Raw genomic sequence first — 20,221 nt, 5'->3', positions numbered from 1 at the left:
TTTGGCTTGCTTTTCCAAGGATCGCCCTTGCATCGGGTTAACAGAGGATTCTAGGTTAACCGTTTTCTCATTCGTCTATATGACAAAAACAACAACGTCATCCCAGTGGCGAGGCCCTGGCCCTCTACTCTACCCGTATTCCCTGCCGCTCAGGACTTCAGGACGCAAGGAAAAACCCCCCGTCCTTGTGAGACGGGGGGTATAGATTTGCTTGGCTAGCCCGATTTTAGTCAGGCCGGCCAATCCAAGCTTCGCTTAGGCGATGATGTCGGTGAAAGCAAAGTTGGCTGAACTGATACCGGTCATGACAACCACACCATCTACGGCGCCATCGGAGTTCGCGTCGAAGAACAACAGACCCGTTGCATCGTTGACAGCGGCGGTAGCGGTGTTGTCCGGAATCGAGGTCAGATAGTACTGGACTACACCGTTGAGCGCCGTGCCTGCTGCTGCCAGCGCAGTAGCGTAGTCCGCAACTTCAGCGGCCTCAGCGTAATTGGACGCCGTACCAGCGACCAGATTCAAGTCAATCTTGTCGCTGTTCGACACGAAGTCGGTGATGAGATCCGCGGTGCCAATAGCCGTAGCGCCGATGTTGGAAGCGCCGGAACCGTTGAAACCACCTTTTGAACTCGTGACGATCGTAAAACCGCCATCTTCCGGAGTAGCGTCGGTGATATTGACACCCCACACACCACTACCACTCGCCGAAGCCGTTGTTGTAACGGTAGCGGTAGCGCCGTTAATCAGACCAGACAACCCTATCGCGACATCTTGCTCATCATCGCCAGCCAGTGCAGTGTAGGTAGCGGAAATAAGCGTCGCCGTCCCCGCCAACGTAATGCCAATGGTGTATTTCTCACCGGCGGTAACATTGCCCAAAACGGCAGTACCCACATTAACCCGATCGACCTGAGCGACATCTGTACCGTTAGCCAGCGTGGTGGTCACACCGGTAGCGGCGGGAGCCACCGAATTAATATCAAGGCCCGAACCGTTGGGACCTGCGACAGACGCTGTATCAGTGATGCTGAGGCCGCTGAAACCCGATAGCCCGGCAAATCCGGCAGCAATATTGGCAGCTACGGTGTTCACCGTGTCACCGTTCACCACCGACACCACAAGGGGCGAAGCCGCTGCAACCCCGTTGAGGGTGTAAGCGATGGACAGGTTGCCACTTGCGGTGGCTGCTGCGGTAGCCGTAATCAGCTCACGATCGACGTTCGGGGTCGTCGTAGAGTCAACCAAGGCCACCGGCGTGCTGGTACCCACGTTGAACTCGAACACGTCGGCACCCAAGCCGCCGGTCAAGGTGTCGTTGGAACCTGCAGCCTGGTCGGTGTTGCCACCGTTGAGGATGTCAGCCTTGCTACTGCCAACCAGGACATCAAACCCTGCCGTATTGCTGGTACCACCGGTGAGCTTGAAACCATTGGCGCCAGTTGCCAGCGTCATGTCAATCGTGCTGTCAAGGTCGACATCGGCATCGGTGAGCACCGCGGTGCCGTTGTTGGCGGTCGCCGCGGTGGCGACAAAGGTGCCGGCCGTGAACGACGCCACACCGAGAGCGGCGTTGGCAGTGGCCCCCGCAGACACGACCAGCACATCACCGGTCTTCAGACCGACGATGGTATCGGTGCCGGCATCGACGTTGTAGGTGTTGTTGCCGGCACCCCCGTTCAAGGTGTCGTTACCCGCACCGCCGGTGATGACGTCGTTCCCGAGGCTGATTGTGGTAATAGCATCCGCATTGGCCGACCCAATCACGGTCTGAGCAAGACCCGGGACACCCGCAACGGTCGCACCCGCCAGGTTGGTCATATCCACCATGGCATTCAGGTCAAAACCTGCCGCCGGAGAGGCAATCAGCGTCAAAGCGGAGATATCGACATTAACCGTCTTGATGTTGGCACCCAAGCTGAATGCGGACGCCGGCTCAGACGCATCGCCCACGATCTTGAGGGTACCGGCACCCACAATGTTGGTGCCTCCCAAGTCGAGTGCCTTCACCTGCCCATAGGTCAGTGTCAGGGTGGCACCCGTCGAAACTTCGATCGAGCCACCCGTGATGAACAGACCTTCGGTGTAGGTCAGTGTCAAGGGGTTATCCACCAACTGTGACAGACTCACAGCACCTTCAATGACCAGCGGCACGTTGATCAGACGCAGAGTCGAACCTGCGGTGAGCGTGACCGTTGGCGTCAGCTTCAAGAAGCTGCCCGCGAATGCGCCCGTGTAGTCGAATTGCCATTCGCTACCGGCGTTCAACGTCGGAGTCAGGCCATTCGCGGTCGCCAGCGTAGCAGTGGTGATGCCTTGGCCGCTGGTGAAGGTGAAGGCACGGGTTTCCTGTACACCACCCACCAAATCGTTCAGATCGCCGTTACCGTTCAGATCCGCAGTGTCGTTGGTGCTATCGATCTGCGCGATGACGCCGAGGTTCAAATCACCGTCGTAGCCAGACGCGTTGATGAAGCTCAACTCGTTACCCGCGACGCCGGCGTTGGTGGCGTTGCCCAGAGTGACCACGCCGTCGGAGCCGTCAGGATCCGGCAAGGGGCCAGCACCATCAGGATCGCGAAGCGGGTGCTCGGGCGCACCGCCATCATTCACGAACATCAGCGTCTGGGTATTGTTCATCTGCAGGGCCGGGCTGGTGCCAGGCGCCGTCAAGACCCCCGTGTAACCGGTCAGATCAACCGTCAGGGCGGTGATATCCGTGTCGGTCGTAATCACCGCCTGGATGTTCACGTTCTTGTCTCCGGTAAGCTTCAGCACGGCCGTCGGGTCATCATCAGTCGGATCCAGCGGGGTCAGACCGCCATTATCGGTAAAAGTGACGGTGCCGGTGTTCAGGCCCACGCCGGTGGCGTTGATGGTGAGACGCGGCAACTCGTCACGGGTCGGGCCACTGGAGATGTTGCCCAGGACGTTGGGGCCAGTCGGCAACGGGTTGACGCCCGCCTGCCAGTTTTCAGGCAGCAGGTAATGGCCGGGCGCATCAGCGAGCAAGGAGTTGATCGTGAGGGTACCAAACTCGTTGTTGTTGGCGATGGGGGTGGCCACGATGTCGTCGATGGAGATGGCGCCCACGTTGACTTGACCACCCAGATCCAGGGTCAGCTCCGACACACCCACCAGCTTGTCCGGATTGTTGAAGACCAGACCGCCGGCCAACTGGGTGAAGGACTCGACTTCGACCGTGCGGGCTACGTTTTGGTTTTCCGGTAGCAGCGTAGCCAGATCCGCCGTATTCACGACACGGATGATGGTGGTCGAATTCAGGTTGATGATACCGGTAGTCGGGTTCGCCTGAATTGCGCTCGGGCTGGAGAAGATGGACTCGACGTTCTGGCCATTGACCAATTGATCGTTGACCCAGACACGACCCAAAGCACCGTCATAGCCATTGGTTTGGATCTTGCCGGCGCTGATCGTACCCGTGATGGTATTGAACAACCAAACCACGCTGGTGTCCCGTTCGAAGTACTCGGGACTGCCGGGTGTCCAAGCTCCGCCAGCATCGTTATCTGCACCAGTCACGATGATGGCACGCTCGGCTTGCGCTGCGGTGCTGAAGCGTATGATCTGGCCCGTCAGCTCGTTGTCTATAGCCGGGTTAGTGTTGATGTCGTCCAGCGTGATCGAGAACTGACCGAGGATGGAATGGACGTTCGCGGCGATGTTACCCACCGAGACGTCGTTCGCACCCAGGCCCGTTGTGGCCAAGGTGATCGTGCCTTGCGTGGCCGTAATGCCTGTGACATCGAGGAAGGTGTAGTCGTCGGCAACGGTGTCCAGATCATTGCTGTCCAAAGTGTTACGCAGGTCGGTGATGTTGACCGCACCCTTGGCTTCTCCCGTCGCCGTCAGACCGGTAATGGTACCCGTGCCGTCGAGCTGGTCGAACTGAGCAGCGGTCAGGTCCAGCGTCGTGCCAGCCGGCACGATGATGCTGTCGGCACCACCCATGGTCGTCGCTGGATCGATGGTGACCACACCGTTGGTGTCCTTGATCGTGACCGTGCCGATGTTGATGCCAGCGGCAGCAACCTGGTCGAGCAACATGGCCGACGAACTGCCGTCCAGCTCGGTGATGTTCAGCGTCACGTTCAGGGCAGCCAGAGCAGACCATTGGTCAGCAGCGGTGCCCGCATCAGGGCCGTCCGCTGTGCCGATGGCTGCCACTTGTGCGGCAGTCAAGGTCAGGGTCGAGTTAGCGGTGAAGTGAACCTTGTCGACGTCGAAGGAGGTAGCCTGGGTGAAATCATTGCTGCCACCGGCGACCACGAGGAGATTATTTCCCACGACTCCAAACGCTGCGGGGGGCGCGGTGTAGCCATCGACCACGTAGATCTGGTCGAAGTTGCCCAGCGCGTTGCTGGAGGCGCTACCACCCGTCGGAACAATCCCTCCGATCACCAGAGCGCCAGAGAAATCGGCCGCATTGATATCAAGAATGTTTACTTCAGCATCCGTGATGTTGACCCCAGCGATGGTGATGTTGTTGGCACCCGTGAGTGTCAGCGTTGCGGGTGTCGTCGGGTTCGCTACCGTTGCAGTGGCGGCAAAGGTAAGGGTACCCAGTTCAACCGCCAGACCGTCACGCTCGGCGACACCCGCATTGACATTGACGACATCATAGAAGCCACCGTCAGACGTGGTAGAACCCGAAACAGGATCGCCAGCGTGCAGAATATTGTCAGCGTCAGCATAGGTGTTTACCGTCACATTGACCAGATTGTCAGCCGAACCCGCGTTCAGGCCGATATTGCCGATCTTGTTGGGTTGGAACACGTAGTTGTTGTTGCTGAGGCCTCGGGCGTCCAGGGAAGAGCGATCTTCGTAGGAGTTGATCGTCAGCGACTGGAAGATGTCGGTACCGTTGGTGTCACCCACCGTGACATTACCGATGGTGACATTGCCTTCCAGGTTCATGGTGACCGTCGTGGTGGCCTCCAACGTGGCCTGGTTGTCGTAGTTGACACCCGCAGAAACGCTGGTCAAAGCCTCGAAGGTGTTGACGCGATTAAAGCCGGTCAAGACATCTGGGATCAGTGCCTCACTGAACTTCTCGACAACAATGCTGCCAGCGAGCGTGGTCCACAACGATTCTTCAACCTGCCCATTGACAAGCGTATTGAGGATGTACAGGTGATTGATGCTGCCGTTGTACAAGCTGGTGTTGATCGGCGCTCCAACGCTGCTGAACAGCCAGGCAACGGCGGTGACGTCAGAGCCCGGAGTCACTTCAGTGATCTTCGTACCGCTGGCTTGTGCCTCGGTGCTGAAGCGGATCATCTGCCCATTGCCCAACTTGATTTCGAAGCCAGCCAGGCTGGAAGTGGGATCAAGCGTGACTGAGTTTGCGCCGAGTGTCACCGTGCCCTTGGGTGCAGTGATCCCGGAGACATCAATCAACGCCACATCCTTGGTGTCGATCACAATGTCGCCGTTGGCATCCTTGTTGTTGGCCAGACCGGTGATGGAAACCTTGCCGTCGCCCGTGATGGTGCCGGTGCCAGCAAGTTCGTTGAACTGGGCAGCAGACAGCTTCAGGGTTGTTGGCTCTACGCCATCCACCGGGTCATTAAGGTCCTTGGTCGGGGTGACGATGGAGTCTGCGTTGGCCAGATTGGCAGCGGCACCCAATTCGATCACCCCATTGCTATCGGCCAGGGTCAAGGTGCCGATGTCAATGCCGGCCTTCTCCAGCGTCGTCAGATCCAGGCTGAAGCCATTTTCGATTCCGGTGATGTTCAGCTTGGCGCCCGCCAGACCAGACCAGTTGTCGGCAATGCCGTCGGCATTGGCGTCAATAAATCCGATGTCTGCGACCTGGGCTGCGGTCATGGTCAACACGGAACCTGCGGCCAACTTGACAAAGTCGATGGCTGCGATATTCGCCAGAGTCGCCTTGGTCAGGTCAACATTGCCGGTCACTTCCAGCGTGACTATACCATTCTTGATTTCCATGGCGCTGCTAGCAACCACATCCGCAGCAATAACCACCACCGCGACGTTGCTGTTCGGGGTTCCGTCAGTTGTGCTTTGATCGACAGATCCGAAATCAAGCTTGGTGCCAGCAGCCAGGCCCGTTACCACCAAGTTGGCCTTGAAGGGCAAGCCGGTGCTGCTGTCGGTTCCGTTGATGGAGGTCACGGTGCCGGGGCCTGCCAACTGGTTGAACTGAACCACCGTCATCTCGACCGTGGTGTCGTTCAATGAGGCTTTGATCAACAGTGAATCGGCGTTGTTCAGGGCATTGCCCAGCACCGTCGCCGAATCAAGCGTTACCAGGCCCACGTCGTCAGCGATCGAAACGGTACCGATGTTCTTGGCGCCGAAGGCGGTCATGTCGATGGCTTGATTGCCCAGGTTTTCGAAGTTCAGGGTAGAACCTGTCACACCCGAACTGGTCGTCACATTGGCGGCACCCACAGCGAGCGCCTGGTCCACGGTCAGTGTCAAGGCTGCGTTGTTGGCATCAAACACGACTTTTTCCAGGCCGGTCACTACCGTCTTGCTCAGATCGGTCGTCGTTGGGTTGCTCAGTTGCAGTGTGAAGATACCCGCAACAGCGGATGCGTCCAAGGTCTGAAGTCCCGTGGCGACGTCCACGTTCAACAGATCGCCACGAACCGTCACCTTGCCCGCTGCCGTGAAGATCAGGTTATTGACGGAGTTACCGCCGACGGTTTGCACCACCAGGTCGCTCGCACCCGCCACCGTCACCGCGAGGATGTCAGCGTTGTCGATATCGATACTGGCCACATTGAGCGGACGAAGGGTCCCGGTGTCGAGGTTGACGAGGTTGACGGTAGCACTCGCCTGCGGACCCACACCTGACCAGAAGTACTCAGCATGCAGGTTACCGATGTTGGAGTAACTTGGGTTGCCGTCAGCCTTGGCGGTACCACCGCCTTCGAGCAGGAAGTTGGTGCCCCAATTGACTTGCAAGAAGTTGATGGTGTCGTTGTAGTTGCCACGCAGACCCAGTGTGGTCAAGCCTTTGGTCAGATCGCAGACGTAGAAGGTCGCGCTGCTTGCTGCCGCGTCTTCGCCGACACTGTCATCGCCGATGGCGGTGACGACGTACGTCTGCACGCCGGTGGATTTGAGGCCATTAGCATTGCCTGGAGATCCCACCGTGCTGCCATTGGTCAACTCAACGTCGATGCGGACATCGCGGCCCGCGATGACGTTACCCTTGACCTGCTTCACGTCCTGGAAGTTGGCGAGCACGAGCGCATTGAGGTCGCCGGTCAGGCCGGTGAAGTCGATAGTGTAGGCGTCGGTTTCGGGGGCAGCCCAATCTGGCGCACGACCGTCGGCCAAAGCCGGGTGCGTAGCATCGATCGCATCGCGGCCCAAATCAACCGCGTGATCGAAGGTGATGTCGGCACCACCGATAATTTTCAGCGTGGCGACTTCACTGACGATAGCGGCTGAAACCACCGGGGTCACATCGGAATCGATGGTCAGCGTGTCGGTCGAGCTGCTCGGCTTCGGACGCTCGTAACCGTTGACCGTACGGATGATCGTGACATCTTCGCTGGTGAGGAACGTGCCGGTCAGTGAACCGCCATCGGTCACCTTATAGGCGTCGCCGTTGTCGAACGGATCGAAATTCAGGCCGGCGTCGAGAATCCGGACCTTGCCATTCAGACCGTCGCTGCTGTCAATACCGTGCCAGGACACGTACTTCTGCAGTTCAGCCGCGGTCAGGGTCAGCTCTGCGTCGTTGTGCAGTTCGAAGTGCAGACGAACATTGGTGTTCAACTGGGAAAGGTCGACCAGACTGCTCAGCGTTGCATCGTGGCTGACCACGATGTACAGGTCTTCGGTGGCACCTTCTTCATCACGCAGGACGCTGAAGGGTGAAGCGCCGATGGTGTGGAACTGGTCGGCGGTAATGCGCAGTTCCTGCTTGAGGACCACAGCGGTGATAGTGGCGCCCGAGAGGTCGGCTTCAGTCAGGTCGCTGTTGTTTTCCACAAACAGATTGATGCCGGTACCCGTGATGGCGGAACCTTCCAGTGCGGTAATGCCCAGCTGGAGATCCACATCCGGATTGGTATCCAAATCGGTGATATCGCGCCCAAGGTAGATGGTGTTGCTGCCCGCACCCAGAGCCACCTTCAGCAAGGCGCCGGGGGCATAAGTGTCGACAAAATGATCGTCGTCCACATAGTGGGTGTTATTCGAGCCGTCAGCGGGATTGGGAGGGTTGTTTTCGTCCCCGAAATCGAACTCCGTATCCATACCGGAAAGGTAAACCTTGTCGGTACCGTCGCCGGTCGAGATGTTGATTTCGTAAGCGCTGACGGTGATGGTGTTGGTACCAGCACCGGCATCGATGGTGACCGCATTGGCACGCACTGCGCTTATGGTGTCGTTGCCAGCGCCAGTCGTGATGCTGACCGTGGCCGTGCCGAAGTAACTGCTGCTGACTGACTGATCGGCGTTAATGGCGTTGTTGCCATCGCCCGCGGCGATCGTCACGCTATTGCCATTGGTAGCGGTAATGGTATCGTTACCGGCACCCGTCGTGATATTCACGATCTTGCTGCTGTTGGTATTGACCACGTTCGCACCATCGCCAGCGTCGATGGTGACCTTCACGCTGCTCGTGGACGAAATATAGTCGTCGCCGGTACCACTGGTGATGCTGACGATGTCGCTGCCGTCGGTGACGACTGTGTTGTCACCGTTGCCCGCCGTGATGACGACCTTACCGTTATGAGTTGCCGTCGCGATATTCGTGACAGTGATTTCGTCATCGGCTTGCGTACCACGCACCGTGACGTTGTAGAAACCGTGGTCGCTGCCCCCACTGGGATTGCCGGTACCGTCCATCAACGTCACATCCAAACCACCCGTATTGGCAGACGCATCGATGATCACCGGACGCCCGGCATTGAAGCTGTCGGCCAGATTTTCATCGACCGCAAAGATGCCGGCGCCGGTGACGTTCATGCGGCTGATGCTGCCCCCGGCAAAGAACGAGTGCATTTGGTTTTCAATACCTTGTGAATCGATATTGAGCACCGAGGCGTTGTTCAGGAGGTTGATGTCGGCAGTGACATCACCCAGCGCCAGTTCGACATTGAGCGTACCGGTCAATCCTTGACCGTAGTGCAGGTTGACAGGTTTGCTGAAGCCCCCTTCGAGACGCAAATCGGCGCCATTGCGAATACCGACGACGGTCAGGGACCCCAGGTTAACCCCGGTGTCCCAACCCTCCGTCACCACCAGCTTGTGGATATCGGTCGCACGACTCAGATCGAGAACGCTATTGTAGAGGGCACCGGAACCCGAGTCGGTGAGGTCGCCCAGATGCGGATAGGCCGAGTTGCCCAGGTATCCATCGACGAGGAGGCTACTGTTGCCCGTAACGGTATAGACATTCGGCAGGTTCTGAACCTGGATCTCCTGGATGTTCTTCAGCAGCTTGGGCTGGGCGTAGGTGCCCTTGGCGTCAACTTGCAGCGTGTTGTAACCTCCGCCACCGTCGATGTAGGCGCCCTGCAGCAGCTCCAGGCGGCCGGCAACGATCAGGTCGTTGCCCGAACCGGTGACCACACCGGTTTCCACAGTGCCACCGTTATTGCTGGCGGTGGTCAGAACAATGGGTTGCAGTTCTTTATACGTGCCGGCCGGGTAGGTGACTTCTTTCATGAATAGGCGGGAATTGCCTTCTGCATCAAACAGGGCATCGTGCAGCATTTTGAAGTACTGCTCGCTGAGCACCACTTCGGCTGAGGCAGCGATACCGCCACTTGCGTTGATAACCTCAATTTTCGAATCCGTAATTTTAATCGTCGCGCCGCTATCCGAGCCCTCTTGCAGAGCATCCAGGATTGCTGTTAGATCAGTACCCGCAACGCCGCTCAGAAAATCAAGCATTTCACTCGCCGGAACGCCACCATCTTCAGGACCTTCGTTGGTCAGATTATTGGTGTTCCCGCCGCCCTGATTGTCTACACCGCTAGTTTCATTGTGCGGGTGCGGGTCGTAGCCCCAGTAGAGTACCGAATGGGTGCTAGCCGGGTGCGCGACGTCGACCAGGGCTTCCTTGAGCGTGAAAAGGTCCGTGACGTGCCCCTCAGTCGGCACCACGAAATTTGGCGTACCCGTGGCGGTTCCGCTGCCGGTGGGCAAAGTGGGGACGCCCAGCTCGGCGGCGAATTGGGCATAGGTCAGGTTGGGTGCAGTCGCGACGTCGCCCGTACTGGCGTTGGCGCCGATGTCGAAGGTGTAGGCGGACGCGTTGAGGATCTGGACCACGGCGCCGTTGGACAAGGTCAGTTGCACGGCATTGGCGGTGAAGATGCTGGAAGCGACGATCAGACCATCGGCCAACTGAATCTTGTTGGCGCCTTCCGTGTCGGTAATGGTAACAACGGCATTCGCCGGGATCAGCGACGTAATGATATAGGTGTCATCCCCCTGGAGGCCGCGATAATCGCCGTTGTTGACGGTTGGAATCATGAAGTCGTTGGCGCTTGAGCCGGCAATAGTAGCCATGGTAATTCTCCTGTTAGACTAAAAATTAATGGACCATCAAAATGATGCTGCGAGCACTCTAGGCCCCCAGCATGGTAACGCCAACAACATGAAAACTCAAGCCGTGGTCTCCACGACGATGGTTGCCAAGGCCGCATCTTTTATGCCAACCAAGGTCACACCACCCACGACAGCCCCGACCGGGTCGAGGTAGATACTTGTGCTACCCGGCGCCGGAAGCGCGAAAGGATTTTCGGTGATTACCACCCCAGGCAAGTCCTTGAACTGCGCTTCCGTCAAGACCAAGCCCGAACCGACGTCATTGAACACCAGCTTATCAGTCGCGACATCGAAGCCGGTAATGGTGACTTCGCCGTCGCCCGCCTTGGTGGCCCGACCGCCAACCATCTGGAAGTCGTAGACGAAAGCTTCGTGCGCTGCCGTCGCCGTGACTGGCGTATTGCCCAGATCAACGGTGACAAAGGGGGCGCCAGCAATGGAAACCGGCACGTGGTAATTCGGCGTACCAACGGCGGTTCCGTTGCCGGTCGGCAAAGTGGGGACACCCAGCTCGGCAGCGAATTGCGCGTAGGTCTGGTCGGGCGTGACCGCGACGTCACCCGCGCTGGCGTTGGCACCGATATCGAAGTCGAACTTGGCAGCGCCCAAGAGTTGAATTACGGCGCCGTTGGACAAAGTGAGTTGCACGGCGTTGGCCATGAAGAGGCTTGAGGCGATGGTGAGGCCATCGGCCAACTGAATCTTGTTGGCGCCTTCGGTATCGGTAATGGCGATAATGGCGTTCGCCGGGATCAAGGCGGAAAGGATATAGGTGTCATTTCCCTGACCGCCGCGGTAATCAGCCCCATCGGCAGTTGGAAGAATGAAATCGTCAGAGCTGGAACCCGCAATGGTAGCCATGGTGCTTGACTCCTGTTGTACCAAACTACTAATGGACAATCAAAATGGCGCTAGAGCACATGAGGGCCGTGCTCTAGCGCCAACAGCCGTTAACTCTAAACCGAAGTCTCCGCGACGATGTTCGTCAGGTTGGCATCCAGAACGCCGACCAGCGTCACACCACCCAGAACTGCCGCGAGCGGATCGAAGTAGATGCTCGTGTTACCCGGTGCCGGCAACGCGAAGGGATTTTCGGCGATTACCACACCAGGGAAGGCCATGAACTGCGCTTCCGTCATGAGCGGTGCCCCACTGACGTTGTGGAAAACCAGCTTGTCCTGCGTGACATCGAAACCGGTGATCGTGACTTCGCCGTCGCCCGCCTTGACCGCACGACCGCCGATCACCTGGAAGTCATACACGAAGGCCTCGGCCGCTGCCGTCGCCGTGACTGGCGTGTTGCCCAGATCGACAATGTTGAAAGCCCCAGGATCATTGATCGCTGTGTTCGCGACGGACGTACCCAATGCAGTACCCGCACTGGGGGCCGACAGAGTCACGCTGATCCCTTCACCGGTTTCCGGCAGAGCGTCGGCGGTAATCGGCACAACGACCGTCTTGGTGGTCTCGCCCGCAGCAAAGACCAGCGGGGTGGCGGGCGTTGGTGTGCCGGTATCGGTACCCAGCACCGCGCCGCCCGTACCGGCCAAGGTGTAAGTCACGTTCGTAGACGTCGCTTGCGCCGCGCTCAAGGTCACGATGTACGTGGCATTAGAGCCTTCTGTGACCGCCGCTGGGCCAGCCACTGAGAAGGTCGGGGTGATCGGAGCCGGAGCACCGCCGATAGCCGTGATGTTGCCGCCCGACACCGTGATACCGCCAGTAACCGGGACACCCACCAACTCGACCAGGAGGTCGGTACTGCTAGCACCGGCGAAGCCGTCGGTGATGTACAGGTACGAGTGCGCCTGACCACCATTGGTGTCAGGCTCGGCCCAGACCACCGAGCCACCCGCTGCGCCGGCGCCAAGGGCGCTGGCAACCGCTGAAATGTGCTGTGCGAGCGTGGTGTCAGCAACGTCGAAGGTAGCAACGCCCTGTGCGCTGATCTGAGCCGTACCCACACCCGCCGGCTTTGTATTAGCACCGAGGGTGATGGCAGCGGAGTTGAGGTGGATGATATCGTTGCCAAGGCCTTGGTTGGGCACCCCAGCGGGGGTAGCCCCATAAACCAGTGAGTCGGCGTCAACACCGCCATCCGCCGCCGAACTGTCTCCGGCGTTGAAGTTAATCGTGATGGCAGCAGCGTTACCTGCAGTCATCGCAATTTTGTCGGTACCGGTCCCAGCGGTGATTGAGCCTGCCGTTGCGACGGCGCTGCCGATCACGATGGAGTCGTTGCCGGCACCCGTCTGGAAGTTGTAGGCAATGTTTTGCAGGCCGAACACGGCGTCGGAAGCAACGCCACCGACGAAAGTCGTGAACCCGGCACCGGCGCCACCGCTGGCATACACGAAGTGTGAGTTCGCGTCGGTCACCGTGTAGGTATTGCCACCCGTCACGGTGAAGCCTCCGGCCACATTGACCCCGTTGGTGACCAAGGTTGCTCCCGTATCGACCAGACGACCGTTCAAGGTGCTGGAAGAAGCGTTCAGCGTTACACCGGTGAAGCTCAGCGTTAGATCAGAATCCCTACCCACGGCGAACATCGAATTGAGTTCGGCAGCGCCATCCCCGTTCAGGTCGATAACCGTCTCGGCGACGGTGCCAGTGCCCGCGATCACGTTGGTGGCCTTGGTCGCGTCGTTCGCAGTCCCAATGTTCACTCGCACGCGCTCATAGGTACCCGAACCGATATCGAAGGTGTTGTTGCCGTCGCTGCCGGTGACAAAGTCGTTGCCGGCACCGGACTTGATCACGTTGTCACCGCGGCCGCCAGCGATTTCGTCGTTGCCCGAACCGGTGGTGATGATGTCGCTCTGACCGGAGCCGGTGATGGTGTTGTTACCGTTGCCACCGTCGATGTTGATCAGTTTGCCCGAAGAACCGCTTGCCGAGAAGATATCGTTACCGGCAGCGGAGAGCTTCACCACAGCATTGTCACCCAGCGCGATCACCGTGGCTTTCACGTTGCCGCCCACCCCAGATGCGTCGAAGGTCGTCAGGCTGTTGTTGAGGGCATTGCCAGTGACCGTACCGACATCGACGTTACCTTCAGGAGCAACCAGTTTCAGTGACGTGGCGTCCTTGGCGAAGATATTGGCGATCGTCGTCGTGGCATCCTTGGCCGTGGTAGTGGTGTCAACCTTCTCATTCGCGACGTTGATGGTGATCGCTGTCGTGCCGTGAGCGGTCAACTGCCCCAGGTTATAGGCGCTTACACCCTTGTTCGGGTTTGCTGCACTACCCGGGTCGAGCGATGCGTTGATGTTGACCGTCAAATCTTGCTTTGCGTTGTTCGCCAGCGTCAGACCGTTGAAGTTCTGAACGGTCCGGGTCGATTCCCCGGCAGCGTTGCTGATCGTATCACCAAAAAAGTTGACCGAAGACAGGTTAGAGTTCTGCAGCGTGACCACTGAGGTCGTCATGGTGCCGAGAGGCGCCGGAGCCGTCGTGAAGATGGTCGGCTTGCCGACAACGCCGTGCTGCTCGGTTTCAACCGCCTGGTCGGAGAGCAGGGCCAGTTCTGTGATGCCGGTGGACTTGGCCAGGTCGATCGTGGTGGCGGCGGTGGCCATCAACTGAAATTTCTCGACGGCGGTCAGGGTCGGTGCACCGCCATCCTTGGAGTACCAGGCGCGAACGGTATCGGTACCGTCCCCACCAGTGACCGTATCGATAGCGTTGAGGAAGTTGGGGCCGTCAAAGGTCAGGAGATCATTGCCAGCACCCAGCTTGACAGTCTGAGCAAGCACGGTGGTGCCGTAGTTGTCTTTGTCCAGCGGCTGGCCAACGCGCAGGGTTAGATTGCTGAGCTGGGTTGCGGCATCGACGGTGGTAGCGGACAGCGCCGTTTTTACCGTGTAGCCTTTGCCAGCCGAGCCCCCGGTCAGGGTCACCGTACCGGTGAGACCGAGCGCCGTCATGTTGCCCTTGGAGTCGTTGCCGCTGATCGAGGTGACGGTGTTGGTTTCGTTGTCGTTGTCGTTGAGGGTTAGATTCTCGACGAAGCCGGTGTAGGCGTTTGCAGCGTTCCTTTCAGCTTCCAGACCGATCGCGTAGTTGTAGGTGCTGGAGGTGTTCAGGTCGGTCTTGACGGTCAGCGCGACAGAGTCCTTGGTGCCGCTAGCATCGGCCAGGCGAATATTGACGGTGTCGACAGCACCAGTCGGAGTGCCTTGGCCGGTGGCGCCAGCACCCGAAGCGTGCAGCAGGCTGATGCCGCCGTTGCCAAGGGTGGCACCCACTTCGCGCAGGGTGAAGGCGCCGTCCACTGAAGCAACAGATCCAGTTTTCTGTTCGTTGCGCAAGGCCACGGCAACCAGTGCTGCGTCGAAGGCAGCAAGGTTTACCGTCTGGGCGGCCACACTCTGGAGCTGGAGATTGAGGTTTTCGACATTGGTCACCGACGCGATGGCCTTGGTAGTATCGGTCTTGCCCGGCACTTCACTCGCACGCTTGACGTTGGCGTCAACAATCTTGAGCGTGTCCGCACCTGCGCCGCCGTCGACCTTGTCCTTAAGCACCGCAGAATCGGCAGCCAGCGACACGTTCGTCCAGAAGGTATCAGCGCCTGCGGAACCGGTAGTCGTCGAAAAGTATTTCACGCCCGAGTTGGCCGGATCAGCATGACCGCCCAGAGCGCTCGAAATATCGATCGCATCGGAGGTGCCGGTGAAGCCCGACAGGTCGATGGTGCGGATACCGAGGCCATCGCCAATGTTGATGCTGTCACCCAGCAACAACACGCGGTCGGTCTGCTGCAAGGTATTAACGATGGACAGGGCACCCGAACCGGTTACTTTCAGGCTTTCGAGGTCAATGGCTTCGAGACTGCTGATCTGGTTGGTGTTGGCGACGTTGAGGTTCAGCGTTTCGAAACCCTGCGTGTTAGGGACGTTACCCACGTGGAGCACGTTCATGTTGACGTTGGAAACCGTCAGGTTGCCGGTTTCGCCAGTGCCGGCAGCCGTCGTGCCAGCAAGCACGCCGTCGATATAGTTGAACGCGACAGTGTTGCCCACCAAGGCACTGTCCTTGACCGTCAGGTTGGCCGCTGGCTGGCCGATGTTGTTGATGGCCACTGCGTTGCCTGCTTCGGCCGTCAACTTGTTGATCGACAGCGTCTTCAGGCTGTCGGCGAAACGCACGTCGAGTGTGTTGGTATTGCCGGTGATCGCCAGACTGACTGTTTCGATGTTTTTCAGCGTCGGCGTGATGGAGGCAGCGCCGTTGTCGTTATGATTGCCCAAGGTCGCATTCAGCGTCGGGTTGGTGCCGGTACCCGTCAGCGTATCTTCGCTCTGCAGTGCGTTGATGCGGTCGGTGCCCGCCGGGTTGTAGACCAGACCCGAAGTAAAGAAATTGGCCGTAGCGACGTCAGTTCCGTTGGTAAGCGTGAAGGCCCCAGGGTTGGGGCCCGGCGGGAGGTCGGGTAACGACACAAACTGGGTGTTGGCGGCGTTCGTGCTGTAATTCACCGCGTTGGCGACCACAGTTTCCCAGGCGATGACGGACGGACCGAAGGAGGGGTCTGTAGTCATCTGTGCGTACGCGTTCAGGATGCCGGCGATGACGGCACCGCGTGCAACGACCGTGGCATTCAGTTGACCGGTAATGAAATTCACGGCAATCGTCGCGAGGTTGCCGGTCAGGCCCAGGTTCTTGGTAACCATGGCGGCGACGGCGCTGTTCGACTGATTGCCGAAGTCGCGGGCGTAGATCGTGTTGAAGAAATTTTCCGTACCCCCACCAGCGACGGCCGCCAGCACCTCCTGGTCGGTCTTGTAATCAAGAGCCACGTTGTACATCGCGCCAGCCCAGCGGGCGATGACGACGTTATTGGTTGAAATAGTTGCCATTTAGAAATTCCTTTCAAGGTGGATAACATTGCGCACAAAGCCGAGGCCTCGTTTCGGGAACACTCGCCACGACATTCCGAAGCGGAGTGCCCTGGCGAGTGTCCCGCCTGTTTTTGTTGCTGTGCCCTTAGCGACGCCAAAGGTCCGGGCGGTGAAACCTTTCGCTGCCAATCAACCGGACGAGCGCATCCTAGCGCACCGCCGAGGTGGTCCTTTGTGATTCCAGTCACAACGAAATGACTTTGCAGACTGAACTTCAAGGACCGAATTTCCAGAACCGGATTTCGCTTTTGCCACACCTTCTCAGTGGATGTGCTGCCACCGACCACAGACCGTATTATCGGCCGCGAAACCTGACGCCGAAGTATATCGCCTTATTATCCATGTTGAACAGATCGATGTTGCTTTTTTGTGATGTGCTTTCAAGGTAACCGACGATAGACAACTGATTCGTATAGGGAAATTCGTAGGCAACGCGACCCGAAAGGCGATCTATTTGGCGTGCCTGACCGCCCAGCAGGGCACTGTAGGGCAGTTGGTCGACGGCCCTGCCCCGCTGGGCCGATACAAAAACGGTATCCTGACCGAGGCGGTGGCCGACGCCGAGGGTGAGGTCCGTGCGCCGCTGGTCGCCCCCCAGGCGGGCGGCGTCGCTTGCGCGGTCTTCGCCGTTCTGCGCGCCGAGGTAGAGTTGCCAGTCTTCGTGGCGGCACGCCAGCCAGGCCTGGGGGCCGGAATAACGGCCGTCCTGGAGCGTGGAACGGGGGAACTCGCGGTTTTCGGCGCCATAGCCCAGGGTAATGGCGCAGCCTACCGGGGAAAGCTGGCGGGGCAGCTCGAAGAGCAGGCTCCAGCCGCTGCTGTGGTAAGTCACCTCGCCGCCCAGCCACAGCCGGGTCTGGTCCACCCGGACGCCCATCTGCCCCCCCAAGGCGGGATGAACGTAGGCGGCGTTGCCATTGACTATCCTCTGGTTCGTGTCGGCCTCGCTCGGGCTGCTGCGATTGGTCATTTCGCCGCTGATGACGACGAGTCCGCTGCCCAGGGAGCGAGCGGCGGCGCCGATCAGCGCCGTACGCAGCGCGCCGCCCGAACGGCGTTGCTCACTGGCGGCCAGTTCCACCGGGACACTGCCGCCGGGCAGGGTCAGCGTCAGGAACTGGATTCCCGGTGCGCTGTTGAGATTCGATTCGCCGCCCCCCAACAGCGCAATCGACCATTCCAGGCGCCAGCCGTCTTCCTGCCAGGCGCCGAGGCTGTCGTAAAGCCAGGCCTGCAGCGCAATCGGGATATCGGGGCGCTTCGCCACCTCACCAGCCAGGCTACGGGCGGAATCGAGTTCGCCCAGTTGAGCCAGCGCCTGCGCGTAATCGAGCTGAGCACCGGCCAGGTCGGGATCGAGGAGCACGGCTTTCTCCAGCGCGAGCGCCGCTTCCTGGAGGCGACCGAGGGTCAGCAGCAGCATCCCCTGATAGGCAAAATAGTCGGCCCGGTCGTGGCAGGCCTCGGTCAGGGTGGCGAGGCGAGCGACTTCGGCCTCGCGCAGGGCCGCGTCCGTTGGTGGCTGGGGGCGAAAGGACGGGGGACAGGGTGCGTCGGCGGAGGGCTCAGCCGCGGATGCCGGTCCGGCAGAAGAGGCCCACAGGGCGATCACGCACAGCAGGGCCCGTCCAGGGAAGTGGCGGAAAAAAGTCAACATGCTGGCCGCGTCGATGCGGGTTTCATCGTCGATGACTTCAGGCGAAAGCGTCGCCCGGGGAATGCGTTATGGGCTACCCGCGATTTCCGGGCTCATCCGGCAGCCCGCTGCTCGGCTTCCATCTCGAAGACGAGGCGCAGATGGCCAGGAGCGTATTTTACAGGCAGCGCATACACCATGCGCGGCGCCGTCAGTCCGGTCAGCAGGAAATTGCCTATGCAATGGGTGCGGCCCCGCTCGGCACAGACTGCCGCCACGGCCGCGCCGATCAGGATCGGCTGGGCCAGTTCGCCGGTGAGCGCCTGCAGACGGGTCGCGACGGTCACCGCCTCGCCCAGCACGGCGTGCGTACGCCTGGCAAGCGGCCCGAAAGATCCGATAAGGACGCTGCCGGTTTCGACTCCGATGCCGAGATCGAGCGGCGGCACCTGGCGTGAGGCAATGCGCGGCAACTGCGGCGCGCACGCCTGCCACAGCGCAGCCGCGGCATCAAGCGCATGGGCGCCATGGTCAGCGCAGGGTGCTGATCCGTTCCAGACCGCCAGCACGCTGTCCCCGACCATCTGTTCGACCACTCCGCCATACTCCTCTACGATACGGCTGGCAGTGGTGAAGAAGAGGTGCAGCACCATCGCGGTTTCCTCCGGCGGACGGCCGGCGCAGTAGGCGGAGAAGTTGCGCAGGTCGGCGTAGAGTACGGTGGCTTCGCGGCGCGTCGCGCGCACTTGGGCACAGGGCTCCTGAATGGCCACTTCGCGCGCCACCGGTTCGGGCAGGTAGCTGGCGAGGTGGCGGTAGAGCCGCTCGCGTTCGCGGCGGACACGGGCGAATTCGCCCGCGCCGAGGAAGGTGGCGGCAAACCCTGTGAACAGGCCTGCATTGACCCAGCCCAGCCACAGATGCTGGTCGAGCAGCAAAAAGGTGCTGAGCGCAAAAAGTGCCAGGACATTCGCAGCGGCAACGGCGGGAAGGACGATCGCCGGGCCGCGCGGCGCCAGGCGCAAAACGACAAGCAAGAGGAGCGCGCTGAGGCCGCCAGCCAGCCAGGGCCACAGGGGAGCGCCCTGCGGCGCGTAAGGGGTGCGCTCGTCGAGCATGGCGGAGAGCAACTGGGCGTGCACTTCGACGCCACTGACGGCGCGCCCCTGCGGGGTAGGGACCGCGTCGCGGGCGCCGAAGGCGGTGGCGCCGACCAGCACCCAGGCGCCCTGGAGCAGATCGGTGGGGGCCCGCCCCTGCAGCACGTCGGCAGCGGAGATGGAGACGAAGCCAGCGCGCGGCATCTGGTAAGACACGCGCAGGTAACCGGCACGGTCCAGTGGCAGACGCAGGCCGTCCAGGTCAAGCCACCAGGGCGGATCGAGCAGCGATGCGCCGGGACGCAGCCGCGGCTCGGCGCCGCTCGCCGCCATGACGCCAGCAATGACCAGCGAAGCGTAGGTCTTGCCGTCATGGCAGATCAGCGCCGGCACCTGACGGATCGCGCCGTCGGGGTCCACCCACGGGGTGATATGGCCGGCGAAAGCCGGGGCAAGGCCAGCGTCGGCGGCCATGTAACCGTAAGCCAGCTCGGTCGCCGATGGGCAGGCGGCGAAAGGCAGTGCCCCGGCCAGCCGGCCGCTATGCACTGGCAGCTCAGGCGACAGGGAGAACAACTGGGCCAGGACGGCGGGCGCCGGACTGGCCAGCGCGCGCGACAGGCGCGCATCGTCCTGGTTGGGTCCTTCGAACACGATGTCGAGGATTTTCAGGCCGACGCCTGCCTGATCCAGCTTTTCCAGCAACTCGGCCTGGCGGGCGCGTGGCCATGGCCAGGTACCGATCGCCTGGATGCTTTTTTCATCGATATCGACGACCACGACACGGCGCTCTGTCGCCTCCGGGTCAGCCATGCGCCAGGATAGACTGGCGGAAAGTTCGTCCAGTTGAGACAGTTGTGGTCCCCACAGGCCGCTCGCCACCAGCGTCAGCGCCGTGGCGGCAAGCAGGGCGCACAGGCGTAAAAGCGCCGGTCTCAGCAGCAGGCCGTTGGTCAATACCGCCACCTTGATCCCGAATCGCCGGAACAATTGTCTGAAATGGACCGTCATGG

The 20,221-nt window shown here is 60.2% G+C and carries 5 protein-coding genes; all 5 read right to left on the bottom strand.

Going from position 1 to position 20,221, the window contains the following annotated elements; genetic code table 11:
* Positions 1 to 255: 255 nt before the first annotated feature.
* The 5 genes from ACCAA_RS15850 to ACCAA_RS15830 all read right to left on the bottom strand — a co-directional run bounded on the left by ACCAA_RS15850 (position 256) and on the right by ACCAA_RS15830 (position 20,219).
* Entirely contained in the window at positions 256 to 10,530 is a 10,275-nt protein-coding gene (locus ACCAA_RS15850; RefSeq protein ID WP_186408221.1) for a hypothetical protein, read from the bottom strand.
* A gap of 96 nt (positions 10,531 to 10,626) precedes the next feature.
* A complete protein-coding gene (locus ACCAA_RS15845) occupies positions 10,627 to 11,430 on the bottom strand; it encodes a hypothetical protein (protein ID WP_186408220.1) in 804 nt (267 codons plus the stop codon).
* 95 nt (positions 11,431 to 11,525) lie between these two features.
* A complete protein-coding gene (locus tag ACCAA_RS15840; protein ID WP_186408219.1) occupies positions 11,526 to 16,430 on the bottom strand; it encodes a beta strand repeat-containing protein in 4,905 nt (1,634 codons plus the stop codon).
* Between the two features lie 337 nt (positions 16,431 to 16,767).
* Positions 16,768 to 18,129: a tetratricopeptide repeat protein gene (locus tag ACCAA_RS15835; RefSeq protein WP_186408218.1), complete on the bottom strand. Its 1,362-nt coding sequence runs from the start codon at positions 18,127 to 18,129 to the stop codon at positions 16,768 to 16,770.
* A 92-nt stretch (positions 18,130 to 18,221) separates the two neighbouring features.
* Positions 18,222 to 20,219 carry a CHASE2 domain-containing protein gene (locus ACCAA_RS15830; RefSeq protein ID WP_186408217.1) on the bottom strand — a complete coding sequence of 666 codons (1,998 nt, stop codon included), beginning with the start codon at positions 20,217 to 20,219 and terminating at the stop codon, positions 18,222 to 18,224.
* Positions 20,220 to 20,221: the final 2 nt, after the last annotated feature.

Origin of the sequence: Candidatus Accumulibacter aalborgensis, from assembly GCF_900089955.1 — a bacterium.
GTDB lineage: Bacteria > Pseudomonadota > Gammaproteobacteria > Burkholderiales > Rhodocyclaceae > Accumulibacter > Accumulibacter aalborgensis.
Note: the sequence above shows the minus strand (reverse complement) of the source record. Positions and strands in the feature narration are given on the sequence as shown.

What these genes read in the sequence shown, in the direction of transcription:
- ACCAA_RS15835 (WP_186408218.1), bottom strand. Translation starts at nt 18,129, where the DNA reads ATGTTGACTTTTTTCCGCCACTTCCCTGGACGGGCCCTGCTGTGCGTG.
- ACCAA_RS15850 (WP_186408221.1), bottom strand. Translation starts at nt 10,530, where the DNA reads ATGGCTACTATTGCCGGCTCAAGCGCCAACGACTTCATGATTCCAACC.
- ACCAA_RS15845 (WP_186408220.1), bottom strand. Translation starts at nt 11,430, where the DNA reads ATGGCTACCATTGCGGGTTCCAGCTCTGACGATTTCATTCTTCCAACT.
- ACCAA_RS15830 (WP_186408217.1), bottom strand. Translation starts at nt 20,219, where the DNA reads ATGACGGTCCATTTCAGACAATTGTTCCGGCGATTCGGGATCAAGGTG.
- ACCAA_RS15840 (WP_186408219.1), bottom strand. Translation starts at nt 16,430, where the DNA reads ATGGCAACTATTTCAACCAATAACGTCGTCATCGCCCGCTGGGCTGGC.